This is a genomic window from Aeromonas sp. A600620, from assembly GCF_029479985.1.
GTDB lineage: Bacteria > Pseudomonadota > Gammaproteobacteria > Enterobacterales > Aeromonadaceae > Aeromonas > Aeromonas veronii_A.
The window spans coordinates 35,220-50,657 of sequence record NZ_JAAKXB010000016.1 but is presented as its reverse complement, the minus strand read 5'-3'; the positions used below and the strand labels follow the sequence as shown (position 1 = coordinate 50,657).

Annotated in this window: 15 protein-coding genes; 9 read left to right on the top strand and 6 right to left on the bottom strand. The window is 59.7% G+C overall.

All coding sequences use genetic code 11. The annotated features are described in order from the left end of the window. The first annotated feature begins 2 nt into the window (after positions 1-2). Complete coding sequence (locus G5533_RS17575) at positions 3-1,979, top strand: HAMP domain-containing methyl-accepting chemotaxis protein (protein WP_421249903.1); 1,977 nt, start codon at positions 3-5, stop codon at positions 1,977-1,979. Between the two features lie 59 nt (positions 1,980-2,038). Here G5533_RS17575 and rfaH read toward each other — a convergent pair whose 3' ends face one another. The 4 genes from rfaH to metN form a co-directional block, all read right to left on the bottom strand. Continuing rightward, a complete protein-coding gene (gene rfaH / locus G5533_RS17570) occupies positions 2,039-2,539 on the bottom strand; it encodes a transcription/translation regulatory transformer protein RfaH (protein ID WP_058057235.1) in 501 nt (166 codons plus the stop codon). Positions 2,540-2,635: 96 nt separating this feature from the next. Beyond that, complete coding sequence (gene metQ, locus G5533_RS17565) at positions 2,636-3,436, bottom strand: methionine ABC transporter substrate-binding lipoprotein MetQ (RefSeq protein WP_115521668.1); 801 nt, start codon at positions 3,434-3,436, stop codon at positions 2,636-2,638. Between the two features lie 25 nt (positions 3,437-3,461). Further along, the gene (locus tag G5533_RS17560; RefSeq protein WP_005339070.1) at positions 3,462-4,115 is read right to left on the bottom strand and encodes a methionine ABC transporter permease; all 654 of its coding nucleotides are present in this window, start codon (positions 4,113-4,115) and stop codon (positions 3,462-3,464) included. Next, on the bottom strand, positions 4,096-5,139 hold the full coding sequence (gene metN / locus G5533_RS17555; protein WP_005341087.1) for a methionine ABC transporter ATP-binding protein MetN: 1,044 nt from the start codon (positions 5,137-5,139) through the stop codon (positions 4,096-4,098). Before metN ends, G5533_RS17560 begins: the two co-directional genes overlap by 20 nt. 505 nt (positions 5,140-5,644) lie before the next feature. On the opposite strand from metN, the gene G5533_RS17550 reads away from it, so the two are divergent. Next, complete coding sequence (locus G5533_RS17550) at positions 5,645-6,100, top strand: hypothetical protein (RefSeq protein WP_441255147.1); 456 nt, start codon at positions 5,645-5,647, stop codon at positions 6,098-6,100. Between the two features lie 100 nt (positions 6,101-6,200). Here the strand turns inward: G5533_RS17550 and ppgK are convergent, their stop codons facing one another. Further along, a complete protein-coding gene (gene ppgK, locus G5533_RS17545; RefSeq protein ID WP_421251363.1) occupies positions 6,201-6,944 on the bottom strand; it encodes a polyphosphate--glucose phosphotransferase in 744 nt (247 codons plus the stop codon). 109 nt (positions 6,945-7,053) lie between these two features. Beyond that, positions 7,054-8,208, bottom strand: a complete 1,155-nt coding sequence (gene queG, locus G5533_RS17540; RefSeq protein ID WP_421212543.1) for a tRNA epoxyqueuosine(34) reductase QueG — start codon at positions 8,206-8,208, stop codon at positions 7,054-7,056. A 60-nt stretch (positions 8,209-8,268) separates the two neighbouring features. On the opposite strand from queG, the gene G5533_RS17535 reads away from it, so the two are divergent. The 7 genes from G5533_RS17535 (at position 8,269) to hfq (ending at position 15,386) form a co-directional block, all read left to right on the top strand. Next, positions 8,269-9,780, top strand: a complete 1,512-nt coding sequence (locus G5533_RS17535) for an NAD(P)H-hydrate dehydratase (RefSeq protein WP_421255698.1) — start codon at positions 8,269-8,271, stop codon at positions 9,778-9,780. Between the two features lie 10 nt (positions 9,781-9,790). Next, on the top strand, positions 9,791-10,264 hold the full coding sequence (gene tsaE, locus G5533_RS17530) for a tRNA (adenosine(37)-N6)-threonylcarbamoyltransferase complex ATPase subunit type 1 TsaE (RefSeq protein ID WP_005339056.1): 474 nt from the start codon (positions 9,791-9,793) through the stop codon (positions 10,262-10,264). Between the two features lie 23 nt (positions 10,265-10,287). Then, positions 10,288-11,979: an N-acetylmuramoyl-L-alanine amidase gene (locus tag G5533_RS17525; protein ID WP_421255720.1), complete on the top strand. Its 1,692-nt coding sequence runs from the start codon at positions 10,288-10,290 to the stop codon at positions 11,977-11,979. A gap of 13 nt (positions 11,980-11,992) precedes the next feature. After that, positions 11,993-12,154: a hypothetical protein gene (locus G5533_RS17520; protein ID WP_323913175.1), complete on the top strand. Its 162-nt coding sequence runs from the start codon at positions 11,993-11,995 to the stop codon at positions 12,152-12,154. A gap of 108 nt (positions 12,155-12,262) precedes the next feature. Further along, positions 12,263-14,131, top strand: a complete 1,869-nt coding sequence (mutL, locus tag G5533_RS17515) for a DNA mismatch repair endonuclease MutL (RefSeq protein ID WP_421255697.1) — start codon at positions 12,263-12,265, stop codon at positions 14,129-14,131. Next, positions 14,121-15,050, top strand: coding sequence for a tRNA (adenosine(37)-N6)-dimethylallyltransferase MiaA (gene miaA, locus G5533_RS17510; RefSeq protein ID WP_421206022.1), 930 nt, complete (start codon positions 14,121-14,123; stop codon positions 15,048-15,050). Before mutL ends, miaA begins: the two co-directional genes overlap by 11 nt. A 72-nt stretch (positions 15,051-15,122) precedes the next feature. Further along, on the top strand, positions 15,123-15,386 hold the full coding sequence (gene hfq, locus G5533_RS17505) for an RNA chaperone Hfq (protein ID WP_005339045.1): 264 nt from the start codon (positions 15,123-15,125) through the stop codon (positions 15,384-15,386). Positions 15,387-15,438: the final 52 nt, after the last annotated feature.

Genomic DNA, 15,438 nt, shown 5'->3' with positions numbered 1-15,438 from the left:
TCATGAAAATCTCAAGCAAGTTGCTGCTCAGCTTCGGTTTTATCAACCTGCTGATCCTGCTCTCCTCCGCGCTGGTCTATTACCGGCTGACCCAGATCAATCAGGCCCAACACACTCTGTTGGAGCAGGCGCTGCCCGCTCTGCAGCGGGATGAGGCGAGCCAGAAAGCACTGGTGGCCACCGTTTCTGCCCTGCGTGGCTATCTGATCCTCGGCAAGGATCCGGCTCAGGCTTCCCGCCTCAAGCTGGAGTGGGAGTCGGCCTGGCAGGCCATCGCCCATCAGGCCTTCAGCCCGGCGCTCGCCAAGTCTCTCGAGACCTTCAAAAGCCATCAGGAGAAGGTGTGGACCATAGCCCAGAGTGAAGAGAATCTGCCCGCTCACACCCTGATGCTGCAGGAGGCGGGGCCGGTGGCGGAGGCTGCGCTCGATCAGCTGCAATCCTTTGCCAATGAGGAGGTGGCGACCTCGCAGGATCAGCTCGCGGGCGATCGCCGCATGCTGCTCAAGCAGGTGGGAGATGCCTACAACAGCCTCGCCAATTCCCTCTCTGCCCTGAGGGATTTTCTCATCTCAGGCGATCCCGAATACCGCAGCAAGTATCAGGATTACTACCAGTTTCACCAGCAGCGGGTGGCTGAGGTGAAGCAGCAAGCCGCGCTCTTTACCGATACCCAGCAGAGCCTCTGGCAGCTGTTTGAAGAGATGGCGACCCCCTTCTCCGAGCTGGTGGGGCAGGTGATCGAGAAGCGCCAGGCGCCGGATTGGGATCAGGCCAACTACCTGATGGCCACCGACATCGAGCCGATGCAGTCCAGCCTCAGCGAGCAGTTGGTCCAGCAGGTGAATAAAACCCGCGCCGAGGTGGATCAGATTTCGGCGCAGATGACCGGAGCCGGGAGGGCCATCAACCAGACACTACTGTTGGCTACCTGCAGCGCCATCGTGCTTGGCATGCTGGTCGCCTGGCTCTTTAGCCGTCGTCTGACCCGTGACATTGCCTGTTTGGTGACCCGGGCGGGGCAGGTTGCGGATGGCCGGCTGGCGGCCGAGCCCTTGCCAATCACAGGGCAGGATGAGTTGGGAGAATTGACTGGTTCCATCAACCGGATGTCTGCCCAGTTACATCATCTGGTCGGGGAGTTGCAGGGCGCAGTGGGGCAGGTCGAAGAGGCCTGTCTCGATGTGGGCAGCACTACCAGAGCCATAGTGGCGGATCTGACGGAGCAGGATCAGCGGGTCGATGCGGTGGCGGCGGCTATCGATCAGATGTCGGTGAGTGCCCGTGATGTGGCTGGCAACATTGCCGGTGTGGCGGATAGTGCCCAGCAGGTGCAGCAGCAGACCCGTCAGGGAGAGGCTGCGCTGGCGCGAATGAGCGATACCATGCAGCAGATTGCCGCCATGATTGGGCAGGCCAACGAGGCCATGGGGCTGCTGGAGCATCAGAGTGAACAGGTGGGGCAGATCACCGAGGTGATCGCCACCATTGCGGAGCAGACCAATCTGCTGGCACTCAATGCGGCGATAGAAGCGGCACGGGCAGGCGAGCAGGGGCGCGGTTTTGCGGTGGTTGCCGATGAGGTACGTCAGCTGGCGACCCGCACCCATCAATCAACCGCCGAGATCAGCCAGACTATTGCGGCCATCTCCCAGCAGACTCGCCAGACGGTGAGTACCGTCAGCAGCGGTACCCGGTTGGTGGAGCAGGGGCGGGATGCTGTTGGATTGGTGACCGATACCCTGAGTGCCATGAACCAGCTGGTTCAGTCGCTGTCGGGCCAGCTGGAGGCCATTTCGGTGGCAACCGAGCAGCAGTCGCGGGTGGCCGCCGAGGTATCCGGGACGGTCGACGACATTGCCGCGCTCAGTCGGCAATCCTGTCAGCGTAGCCAGCAGGGGGAGGAGATCGTAGCCAGACTGGCTGGCGATACCGGCAAGCTGAAGGCGGTCATCGCCCGCTTTGATCTTGATGCATGAGATGGCGGGAGCATCCCGCCATTGCTATTGCCATTCACCGGGCCGTCTGGCCCGTGGGTTTAGTCCAGACGCCTGAAGGTGTGGTTGTCGAAGCTGCTGGTGGTCTCCCGGTTGAGCAGGCTGACCAGCAAAATCGCCCGTTTCTCTCCATCCGGCTCCATATAGATGGCTTCGAAGCCGGCAAGCGGCCCCTCTTCAATCAGCACCTTGTCGCCCGAGCAGGGCAGGTTAGCGTAGCTGGCTCTCGCCTCATCGCTGTCATCGCGACTCATCAGCTGATAGACCAGCTTGCTGCTGATGGGGGTCCATTCACTGCCAAAGTGGATGATCCGGCTGATGCCGCGGGTCGATTTCAGGGTGACCGGTGTCACCTCTTCCAGATCGACAAAGATAAACAGGTAGTTGGGGAACATGGGTTCCCGTACCGGAACTCGCTTGCCCCGGCGCAGCTTCTCGATCTCCACCATGGGGTAATAGGATTCGATACCCTGGGCATCGAGGTGGGCGCGGGCGCGGGCCTCTTCTTTTGGCTTGCAGTAGGCCAGATACCATTTTTTCATGTTATGAGTATGTTCGTGTTGCCGTGCTCGCGGATATGATAGCGGCGCCAATAAAAAAGGCCACGCATTGCGTGGCCTTTTTTGCCGAGTGAGCAATTACCAACCTTTTACCAGGCCACCTTTGAACAGCTCGAGACCTTTCTTGTAAACATCATCGGTCTGGAAAGCTTGTACGAACTGTTTGACCTTCTCGTCATCCTTGTTGTTGTCGCGGGCGACGATCAGGTTGACGTACGGGGACTCTTTGTCTTCAACAAACAGGCCGTTTTCAGTCGGGGTCAAACCAATCTGACCGGCGAAGGTGTTGTTGATGATAGCGAGATCCACATCTTCCAGCGAACGGGGCAGCTGTGCAGCTTCCAGTTCCACAATCTTGAAGTTGCGCGGGTTGCTGGCGATATCCAGTACGGTGGCTTCCAGACCGGCACCATCTTTCAGGGTGATCAGACCCTGCTTGGCCAGCAGGATCAGGGAGCGACCCAGGTTGGTCGGATCGTTCGGTACCGCGATCTGGGCGCCATCTTGCAGCTCGCTCAGCGCCTTGACCTTCTTGGAGTAACCGGCGATCGGGTAGACGAAGGTGTTGCCAACCGGCACCAGCTTGAAGCCGCGATCACGCACCTGCGCATCCAGATAGGGTTTGTGCTGGAAGGCGTTGACGTCGATGCTGCCATCGTTCAGCGCCACGTTCGGGGTGACGTAGTCGGAGAAGTTGACGATCTGAACGTCCAGACCGTATTTCTCTTTGGCCACCTTGGCAGCCACTTCAACCAGTTCGGTCTCGGGGCCGGCAATAGCGCCCACTTTCAGAACCTTGCTCTCTTCTTTTTGACCGCAACCGGCCAGAACCAGACCAGCCAGCAGGGCAGCCGCAACGGATTTGATGCCAAATTTCATAAAACCTCCTGTCAGAAATCGACGATTAACGATGATCACATTTGTTGACCAGGCGCTCACCCGCGCTCTGGATAAGTTGAACCAGTACTACCAGGATAACTACGGTCACCAGCATGACGGTCGGGTCAAAGCGCTGATAACCATAACGAATACCCACATCCCCCAGACCACCGCCACCGATAGCTCCGGCCATGGCCGAGTAGTTCACCAGCGTGACGAGGGTAATGGTGACACTGTTGAGGATGCCGGGCAGAGCCTCGGGCAGCAGCACCTTGGTGATAATTTGCAACGGCTTGGCGCCCATCGCCTTGGCCGCTTCCAGCAGGCCGTCCGGCACCTCCATCAGGGCCCCTTCCACCAGACGGGCAATGAAAGGGATGCAACCGACGGTCAGCGGCACGATGGCGGCGATGGTGCCGATACTGGTGCCGACAATCAGCCGGGTCAGCGGAATGATGGCGACCAGCAGGATGATAAAGGGCACCGAGCGACCCACGTTGACCACCATGCCCAGAGTACGGTTGAGCAAGGGGTTGGCCAGGATCTGGCCCGCCTTGGTCACATGAAGGGCCACGCCGAGCGGCAGACCCAGCAGGCAGCCGAACAGAGCGGAGGCAAACACCATGATAAGGGTGTCGCCCAGGGCCGTGATGAGCAGATTAATCATGGCTTCGGACATAACCCATTACCTCCAGCTGAATGTGGTTGTCGATGAGGAACTGCTGGGTTGCCTCGCACTGGGCTTCATCCCCGAACAGCTCGGCCAGCAGGAAACCGAATTTGACGCCACCTGCGTATTCGATGTCTGCGCTCAGAATGCTGATATCGATATTGAAACGGCGGCTCGCCTCGGAGATCAGCGGTGTATCGACCGTGCTGCCGGTAAAGCCGAGCTTCACCAGCGGGTAGCTGCCCGGCACCCGCTCCGCACTCATCCGATCCTGATACTCCTGCGGTACCTCCAGATGGATGGTGGAGTGGATGAAATCCCGCGCCAGCTGGGTCTTGGCATTGCTGAAGAACCAGGCCACTTCGCCCTGTTCGATCAGACGGCCGTCGCTGATGATGGCCACTTCGTCACAGATCCCCTTCACCACATCCATCTCGTGGGTGATGAGCAGGATGGTGAGCCCCAGCTTGACGTTGATCTCCTTGAGCAGGGTCAGGATCGAGCGGGTGGTCTGCGGGTCGAGGGCCGAGGTGGCCTCGTCGCAGAGCAGTACCTTGGGGGCCGGAGCCAGTGCGCGGGCAATGGCGACGCGCTGTTTCTGACCGCCGGAAAGCTCGGACGGATAGGCTTGGGCACGGGCTTCCAGCCCGACCAGCGCCAGCAGCTCGGCAACCCGTTGCTGGATCTTCTCTTTGCTCCAGCCTGCCAACTCCAGCGGAAAGGCGATGTTGGCAAACACGGTGCGGGAGGCAAGCAGGTTGAAGTGCTGGAAAATCATCCCGATCTGGCGGCGAGCCTGGGTCAGATCCCGTTCGCTCAGGGCGACCAGATCCTGGCCATCAACGATGACTTGGCCCTCTGTCGGGCGCTCCAGCAGGTTGACACAACGAATGAGGGTACTCTTGCCGGCACCTGAGGCACCGATCACCCCGAAAATTTTGCCTTGGGGTACATGCAGACTCACATCACGCAGGGCGTGCACGGCGTCACTGCCTGTACCGTAGACTTTGTTGAGACCGATCAACTTAATCATGGATTCTTCCGTGCTAACAGCCTTAAAGCACAGGGCGCTACAGGCGGGGAAATTGGGCAGAGGTTCCACTGGGTTACTCTGTCATCATGGAGGATGATGCTAAGATGTCTGGATGGCCATGTCAACGCATGTTTTTACGTCTAGACGTCTAAAAAAGTGATAAGGATTTCTGTCAGGCGGATAACGATCAGGATGGTATTGTTGCTCTTCCAGATCCTGTTTCGTCCCTGCGGCACATTACCGAATTAAAGATGGTTTATGCCGGGTAAATGCTGGTTTTATTAGTGTGCCAGCTTGTTTCTGTTCACATCGGCTATCGAGCCTGATGCTCCTCCATCGTTACACAAATTGCTGCACAAATCGTTCCCTATTCGTGACCGGATCACCTGATCGCCATTTTGTCGGCGTCAACCTTGATGCAGCGCAAGGGGGGCACGGATAGGGATTGGGTCGGTGGCGCCGGTTTTTTATACTGATGATGTCGACAAGCATGGAGGGCAGTGCGATGAGATTCCAACAGATCAAAGAGTTGCTGCACTATCTTGAGCAGGTTCACCACCAGCTCGGACTCTGTTACGGGCGTTTGATCAGTCAGGTGGACAGCGAACGCAGCCGGATGTTGCTGGTCTATCTGCAAGGGCGTGAGGATGCGGCCAGTGCCCATCTGCACGAATATGCCGCTCAGCTGGGAGAGGCGGTCAGGGAGACTTGGCTGAACCAGAGTTTCAGCGAGGATATGCTGCCTGCCATTACCGGTTGCGAGCTGCCAGCCTCAGCTCAAACCGGGGAGATCCTTGCGCTGGTTTGTCGCTGGGAGGAGCAGCTGGTCGGTGAGTTGGGTCATCTGGCTCGGGAGTGTCCGACGCCTGCTATTGCAACCATGCTCGACAATCTGGCTGCGTTGGAACAGACGCGCCTGCACCGCTTGGTGCATGGGGTTCATCGGCTTGATGATATGTAGGAAACCGGAAGGATTGGTACGCAGATAAAAAGAAGGGCTCGGCAGTAATGCCGGGCCCTTCTTTTATAGGAGGGTTATAAGGGACTGTGTTGCTGGGCAATCAGCCCTGATGCCGTTCGGCTGCGTAGAGAGCGGCTCCGATAATCCCTGCCTGATTGAGGCTGGCCGCTGGAATCAGCGGTGCCCGGGTCTCGATGCGATCGACAAATTTATCCAGCTTGGCGGCGCTGCCGCCCCCCAGAATGAAGAGGTCGGGGGAGAAGAGAAACTCGAGGCGGGCCAGATACTTGTTGAAGCGCTTGCCCCAGCGGTTCCAGGAGAGATCTTCCCGTTTGCGCACCGCATCGGAGCAGTAGTGCTCGGCGACCATTCCTTCCAGCATCAGGTGACCCAGCTCGGTGTTGGGCAGCAGATGGCCGTTGACGAAGATGGCGGTGCCGATACCGGTGCCGACCGTGATGAGGATGATGACCCCCTTGCGATCTTTACCTGCGCCAAAGCGCATCTCGGCCAGACCCGCTGCATCGGCATCGTTCAGCACATAGCAGGGTTTGCCGGTGACATCGGCAAACAGATGTTCGGCATCGGTCTCAATCCAGCTCTTGTCGATGTTGGCGGCACTCTTGGCAACCCCGTTGTGGATGGTGGCTGGAAAACCGCAGCCCACCGGCCCTTTCCAGTCGAAGTGTTCGACCAGTGCCTTGAGGGTATGGGCGATGGCGGCCGGGGTGGCCGGTTGCGGTGTGGCAATGCGATGACGCTCGCCGATCAGTTCGCCTGTTTCGGTGTCGACCAGGCAACCCTTGATCCCCGAGCCTCCAATATCCACTCCCAACATTTGCATCTGTAATGTCCTTTTAGTGTGCCGACCATGTTGTCTTGATCGCAGTGTTGATCACGACGGGTCGGCAGAGCATGAAAAAAGTGCTGCAATCCGGCAAGGGGCAGATCACTTATGCGTGATCCGGCAAACCTTTTTCGATGCAGCGGATCAGCAAACGGGTTTTCTTGTTCTCCTCATCCTGACGCAGTGCCAGAGTGGCCAGCGCCCATTCGATATGTTCGGCCACCATAGGCTCGGCGGTGGTCAGTCCCAGTTGCAGGGCGGCGATTACCTCGGGGGTCGCCGGGCCGTTGCCAAGGGCTACCGCCAGATTGCGGCGCCAGCGTTGATAGCCGATGCGGCGGATCGGGCTCCCCTCGGTCTGTTTGAGGAACTCGGCCTCGCTCCAGCACCACAGGTCCAGCAGGGGCGGGCGATGCAGGCTGGGGCGGGGGCTGAAATCGGGTTCCGGGCTGGCATCGGCATAGCGATTCCAGGGGCAGATAAGCTGGCAGTCGTCACAGCCATAGATGCGGTTGCCCATCAAGGGCCTGAACTCTTCCGGAATAGGGCCATCGTTCTCGATGGTGAGATAGGAGATGCAGCGGCGGCCATCTACCACATAGGGGGCGACAATGGCGCCGGTCGGGCAGATGTTGATGCAGGCGACGCACTTGCCACACAGCTCCTTCTCCACTGGCTGGTCGAGCGGCAGCGGCAGGTTGATCAACAGCTCACCGAGAAAGAAGAAGGAGCCAGCCGATTCGTTGAGCAGCAGTGAGTGTTTGCCAACCCAGCCGAGGCCCGCCTTGGCCGCCAGTGGCCGCTCGAGGATGGGGGCGGAGTCGACGAAGGGGCGCCACTCACCCAAGGTCTCTTCAGTGCCTTGAAACAGCTCGGCGCAGCGCGCTTCGATGCGATCACCCAGCTGTTTGAGCCGGTTGCGCAGCACCTTGTGGTAGTCGCGACCGAGAGCATAGCGGCTGATATAGCCGAGAGTCGGATCGCGCAGGGTAGCGGCGAAGCCCGCCTCGAACGGTAGGTAGTTCATCCGCACCGACAACACCCGCATCGTGCCCGGCAACAGCTCGTGGGGGCGCGCGCGCATCATGCCGTGGCGCGCCATGTAATCCATGCTGCCGTGATAGCCCGCATCCAGCCAGGCCTGCAATCTCGGCTCTTCGATACGCAGATCGGTGTCGGTGATGCCCGCCTGGTCAAAACCTAGCTCCCGTGCCCAGAGCTTGATATCGTGGGCCAGCTGGTGGAAGTCAGGTGCGCTCATGCGGCTTGGCCTGGCCGGTGTTTGCTGGCGTGGGTCGATTGATAAGAGGCGGGAGCCGTCATGGTAGAGATCATCAGGGGCGCGTTGGGCACAAAAGAGGGGAGCAGTTTACCACAGGGGTTGTGGCAGACTGAACAGATCCGCGCACTGGAGCGCAACTGGGCCGCGCGTGAGGGGCAACCTCTCTATGCCCTGATGGAGCGAGCCGGTGCCGCGCTGCGCACCTATGCCACCCTGCATTGGCCCGACAGTCGCTGCTGGTGGATTTTCGTCGGCCCCGGTAATAACGGCGGTGATGGCTATGTGCTGGCCCGCCTTGCCCGCCAGATTGGCATCGAGGTGGTGGTGATTGCCGCCAGAGCACCCGACCAGCTGAAGGGGGATGCCAGACGGGCCGCCGATGAGTGGCTGGCGGCCGGTGGCCGGGTCTGGCTGGCCGAGCAGTTTGATAAGGACCAGCACACCACCCCGGATCTGGTGGTCGACGCCCTGCTTGGCACCGGCGTCAACACGTCCCTCTCGCCACTACTGACAAAGATCGTCGCAACAATCAATGGCTTGGCTGTGCCCGTGCTGGCGGTGGATCTCCCCTCCGGCCTCAACGGCGATACCGGCCGTGCCATGGGGGCCGTGGTGCAGGCCACTCGCACCCTCACCTTTATCGGTATCAAGCAGGGAATGCTCACCGGCGACGGGGTGGATTGTGTCGGCCAGCTCGACTGTGATCCCCTAGGCGTGACGCCTGATGAAGCTATGCTGCCCGCCGCCTGGCGTATCGATTATCCACTGCTCAGCGCGCAGCTGACCCCGCGCCCGCGCGCTTCCCACAAGGGTTCTTATGGCAAGGTACTGCTGGTGGGGGGCAATCGCGGCATGCAGGGGGCCATCGTGTTGGCGGCCCGCGCCTGCCTGCGGGCGGGGGCTGGGCTGGTGCGGGTGTGTCAGCATCCGGAGCATCCGCCGGTCAGTCTTTATCAACCCGAACTAATGAGTCTTATCACCGCTGATAACGAGGGATGGGCGTCGGTGCGGGTCATTGGCCCCGGGCTCGGTCAGGATGATTGGGGAAGGGGGCAAATTGCCCGTTATCTCACCGATCGGTTGCCATTGGTTTTGGACGCCGATGGATTGAATTGGCTGGCGCAATCTCCCCGCCATCAGGATAATTGGGTGCTCACGCCCCATCCCGGCGAAGCAGCGCGCCTGCTGGGATGCTCCATTGCCGAGATTGAAACCGACCGGTTTGCCGCCGTGCAGGCACTGCAGCGGCGTTATGGCGGTGTGGTTTTGTTAAAAGGGGCGGGAACACTTATTTATGACGGCGAGCGGGTCGCTCTCTGTTGTGAAGGCAATCCCGGCATGGCAAGTGGCGGCATGGGCGATCTGTTATCTGGTATAATCGCCGCCCTTTTGGCCCAGGGCTGGTCTGCCACCATGGCAAGCTGGCTGGGCGCCGTGATCCACGGCGAGGCTGCAGATCAGGCCGCCGCTGACGGCGAGCGGGGCATGCTGGCGTCAGACTTGCTGCCGCTGATCCGCAAACTGGTTAATCCCGACACCATTACAAGTTAAAAAGAAGAACATGGCAAAACAGTTGATGATGACACTGCCGGACGAGGCAGCAACCGTGGCACTTGGTGGCCGTCTGGCACAGGCCTGCCAGCAGGCGACTACAGTGTTTTTGCATGGCACGCTTGGCGCCGGTAAAACCACCCTTACCCGCGGCTGGGTGCAGGGCCTTGGCCATCAGGGCAAGGTAAAAAGCCCGACTTACACCCTGGTCGAGCCCTACGAACTCGATGGCTGGCAGGTCTACCATTTCGATCTCTATCGCCTGGCTGATCCGGAAGAGCTGGAATTCATGGGCATTCGGGACTATTTTGCCGCCAATACTCTCTGTCTGGTGGAGTGGTCCGAGAAGGGCGAGGGCTGGTTACCGGCCCCAGACCTGGAAATTACCCTCACCTATGTAGGCGAGCAGCGCGAGGTTCTGATAGAGGCTCGCACTGCTATTGGCGAAGCCATTCTGGAACGGTTGTCATCTACGTGCGCTTGATCCTTGTTATTGCTCTCTCCTTGATGGCGCTCCCCTCCTGGGCAAATCAGCTCAAGAGTGTGCGAATCTGGCCATCACCGGATAATACCCGGGTGGTGCTCGATATGAGCAGTGCCCCCAACTACAACTACTTCACCCTGGCTGGCCCCGATAGATTGGTGATCGATCTGAAAGGGGCGAGCAACGCTGCCAATCTGGCCCGGGTCGAGAACAACAGCGAGCTGGTGCGCAAGATACGTGAGAGCACTCCGCTGGAGAAGGGTGGCCTGCGGCTGGTACTGGATCTCAGCTCCGCCATCACGCCGGTGGTCTTTCCGCTGGCACCAGCCGGGCCTTATGGTCACCGTCTGGTGATCGATCTACCTTATGAAGAGAAGCGGTCGGCTGCTGCGGTACAAGCCACACCAGTGGGTGGCAAGGGCAAGGGGGTGGTGATTGCCATCGACCCAGGCCACGGTGGGGAAGACCCGGGCTCCATCGGTCCACGTCGTACCTATGAGAAGCGAGTGACGCTGGCGGTCTCCCAGAAGCTGGCCGCGCTGATCGACCGCGAGCCGGGGATGCGCGCCGTGCTGACCCGTCGTGGCGACTATTTCGTCGACCTCAACAAGCGTTCCGAGATTGCCCGCAAGGCCAAGGCGGATCTGCTGGTGTCGGTCCATGCGGACAGCTTCCATAACTCCACTCCGCGTGGCGCCTCTGTCTGGGTCCTCTCGACCAACCGTGCCAACCGCGAGATGGGAAGCTGGCTGGAGAAGCAGGAGAAGCAGGGTGAGCTGCTGGGCGGGGTTGGCAAGGTATTGGCGGAATCCGATCCCAACCCCTATCTGGCGCAGACCTTCCTCGACCTCTCAATGGACAAGTCCCGTGCCGAAGGCTACGACGTCAGCCGTCAGATCCTGCGCTCGTTGGGCAAGGTTGCCCGACTGCACAAGAAGGCGCCGGAGCATGCCAGTCTGGCTGTGCTGAAGGCGCCGGATATTCCCTCGGTGCTGGTCGAAACCGGCTTTATCTCCAACCATGCGGAAGAGAAGCTGCTGGCCACCTCAAGCTATCAGGATCAGCTGGCCCGCGCCATTTTCGAGGGGATCCGCAACTATTACCGCGCCCACCCGACCAAGGGGGCCATGCTGACCGGCAAGGGACAGGCGAGCAGGCCTGCTGCGACCACTCGCTCTGCACCGGTAGCTTCGCAGCCGGTGAGCCAGCCCAAGCCGGTGCAGTCGCAGCCGGTGGTGACCAACAAGATGCCGGCTACAGTGCGTGACGGCGCTACTGCGACCGGTTCAGGTGCCGGTGTGATCAAGCCCTATTCTGAGGCTGCGCAAGATTCTGGTGCGCCGGTTAGCAATGTGGGCGACTATGACAAATCTCGGATGCTCCGCCATGTGGTCAAACGTGGCGAGAGTCTCTCTCGCCTTGCCGAGAAGCATGGAGTGAGTCAATCCACTTTGGTAGAGATCAACCAGCTGCGCAGCCGGGATATTCAGATTGGTCAGACCATCTATATTCCCCAGCAGGGGCAGAGCCGCGCTGCCGCCCCCGTTCGCAGTGATGACAAGTCGCAGATGATCCGCCATGTGGTCAAGCGGGGGGAGAGTCTCTCCCGCCTTGCCGAGAAGCATGGGGTGAGTCAGGCGCGACTGGTAGAGATCAACAAGCTCAAATCGCGGAATATTCAGGTAGGGCAGGTACTCTACATTCCGCAAAACTGACGCGCGGGAGCGGGTGATACCGCTCTCGCTGTTAGCCAATACCATCAGCAAGATTGAAATTCAGGAGCAAGTGATGCCGATCCGTATATTACCCCCTATCCTGGCCAACCAGATTCCGGTTGGTGGAGAGGTGGTGGAACGGCTCTCTATCCGCAAGATTGAAATTCAGGAGTAAGTGATGCCGATCCGTATATTGCCCCCTATATTGGCCAACCAGATTCCGGTTGGTGGAGAGGTGGTGGAACGGCTCCCTATCCGCAAGATTGAAATTCAGGAGTAAATGATGCCGATCCGTATTTTGCCACCCATTCTGGCCAACCAGATTGCAGCCGGAGAGGTGGTGGAGCGGCCCTCTTCTGTGGTGAAAGAGCTGGTGGAGAACAGCCTGGATGCGGGGGCCGACCGGGTCGAGATCGACATCGACAAGGGGGGCGCCAAGCTGATCCGCATCCGTGACAACGGCTGCGGTGTCGCCAAAGATGAGCTGGTACTTGCGCTGTCGCGTCATGCAACCTCCAAGGTGGCCACGCTGGATGATCTGGAAGGGATCAACAGCCTCGGTTTTCGTGGCGAGGCGCTCGCCTCCATCAGCTCTGTCTCCCGTCTCACCTTCACCTCCCGCACCGCCGAGCAGTCCGAAGCCTGGCAAGCCCAGGCGGAAGGGCGCGAGATGAGCGTCACCATCAAGCCTGCGGCCCATCCGGTGGGCACCACGGTGGAGGTGGTGGATCTCTTCTTTAATACACCCGCGCGGCGCAAATTCATGCGCAGCGAAAAGACCGAGTTTGCCCATATTGACGAGCTGGTGCGCCGCATCGCGCTCTCCCGCTTCGATGCCACCCTGATCCTGCGCCACAATGGCAAGGTGGTGCGCCAGTACAAGGCCGCCAATACCGTGCCGGAGCAGGAGCGACGTCTCGCCGCCGTTTGCGGCACCCCCTTCATGCACCATGCGCTGGCGGTAGAGAGCGAGCATAGCGACGTGCGTCTGTGGGGCTGGCTGGCAACCCCGGAGGGGGCAAGACCGCAGAACGACCTGCAATACACCTACGTCAACGGTCGGATGATGCGTGACAAGCTCATCAATCATGCCATTCGTCAGGCCTATGACGAGCTGCTGCCCGCTGACCGTTTTGCAGCCTATGTGCTCTATATCGAGCTGGATCCCCGTCAGGTGGATGTCAACGTCCACCCGGCCAAGCATGAGGTACGGTTTCATCAGGCGCGGTTGATCCACGACTTTATTTTTCAGGCGCTGTTTACTGCGCTGCGTCGCGAAGGGGTCAGCGCCGCTCATCAGGACACTCCGCTGGCCGAAACCCTGGTCGAGCTGCCGGTCAGCCCGCAGATTGAATATCCCGGTCAGGCTCCGCGTACCGAGTGGTACGGTGCCGAGCACAGCTACCGGGCACCTGCACAGGTGCGGGAAGGGAACGGTGGTGGTGCAGGCCGAGCCAGCAACTATCAACCGCCCGAGCCGCCAAGCCGGGAGGCGATGCGCGGCATGGGCGCTCTGCTCACTACGCTTCCTATCGCAGCTGAGGCTGCTCCTGCGCAGCCCACTGATCCAGTGCCGTCACCCAAACAGGGGGGATGTCGTGCCCTGACACTGGTGGAGCAGGCCTACCTGTTGATCGAGCGGGATAATCAGCTGGCGCTGCTCTCGCTGGTACGCGCCGAGCGGGTACTGCTGCGCCACTGGCTGCTGGAGACCTGGGGCCAGGGACTGGCTGCCCAGCCGCTGTTGCTGCCGGTCTCCTTCAAATTGCCGAAGAATTTGATCGCGCTGGTGACCGAGCAGGAACGTTTGCTGAAACGGATGGGGCTGGAGTTGAAAAGCGGGGGGCGCGACACCATGATCCTGACTCGGGTGCCGGCTCTGCTGCGCCAGACCGATCTGGTGCGTCTGTTACCCGAATTGCTGCAAATTATCGAGGGCGGATCTGACAGTGATGCTGGTCAGCAGGCTGAAGTATTATGCCAATGGCTGGTGGAGCAGGGGATAAGCCGCGAGAAGATATACGATTTTTCAACTGCCAGTCGTCTGCTGACGGAACTTGTAGCCGCTCACGCTGACCAACTGACAGATATTCGCATGGTACGCCCGCTTTCATTGGCGACCGTGCTGGAGGAGTTTGAACATGGCGAGTGACTTGCCGACCGCAATTTTTCTGATGGGGCCGACGGCCTCCGGCAAGACGGATCTCGCCATTGAATTGTGCCAGGTATTGCCTTGCGACATCATCAGCGTCGATTCGGCGCTGATCTATCGCGGCATGGATATCGGTACGGCCAAGCCGACCGCCGATGAACTGGCACAGGCCCCGCACCGGCTGATCGACATTCTCGATCCCGCAGTGAGCTATTCGGCTGCCGATTTTTGCAAGGATGCCCTGCGGGAGATGAAAGAGATCGCCGACCGTGGCCGCATTCCGCTGCTGGTGGGCGGCACCATGCTCTATTTCAAGGCGTTGCTGGAGGGATTGTCCCCATTACCCTCCGCCGATCCCGCCGTTCGTGCCGGGATTGAGGAAGAGGCTGCCCGCCTCGGTTGGCAGGCGCTGCACGATGAGCTGGTGCGCATCGACCCGGTGGCCGGGGCGCGGATCCACCCCAATGACCCGCAGCGACTCTCTCGGGCACTGGAGGTCTACCGTATCAGCGGCAAGACCCTTACCGAGCTGACGCAGGTGCAGGGGGAGGGCTTGCCCTATCGGGTGCTGCAGTTTGCCATCGCCCCGAGCGAACGCGCCGTGCTGCATCAGCGGATCGAACTGCGCTTTGACAAGATGCTGCAAGGCGGCTTTGAACAGGAGGTTCGTGCGCTGATGGCGCGCGGCGATCTGCACCCGGATCTTCCCTCCATTCGCTGTGTGGGTTATCGCCAAATGTGGGACTACCTGTGCGGTGAAGTGGGGTATGATGAGATGCGTTATCGTGGCATTGTTGCCACACGCCAATTGGCAAAACGACAGATGACCTGGTTGCGCGGCTGGCCCGATGTGACCTGGTTGGAATCTGGTGAGTCTGGCAATCTCGACCGCGTGCTTGCTCGCGCTGGTGCGGCTTGACACTCCCTGTATAATCAGGTTGTTATATTGATATTCGGTGTTTAAAAACAACAAACTATAAGGAAAAGAAAAATGGCTAAGGGGCAATCTCTCCAAGACCCGTTTTTGAATGCGCTGCGCCGTGAGCGGATTCCTGTTTCTATCTATTTGGTGAACGGCATCAAACTGCAAGGTCAGATCGAGTCTTTTGACCAGTTTGTTATCCTGCTGAAAAACACCGTGAGCCAGATGGTTTACAAGCATGCCATCTCGACTGTCGTACCGGCCCGTGCCGTCAATCATCATCAGCCCACTCCGGGTGGCGCGGCTGATGAACAGGGTGATGCCGAGGCGTGATATCCCTGGGCGAGTCGACTCGCCAACTCAGATTCATCATGATTCCTGTTAA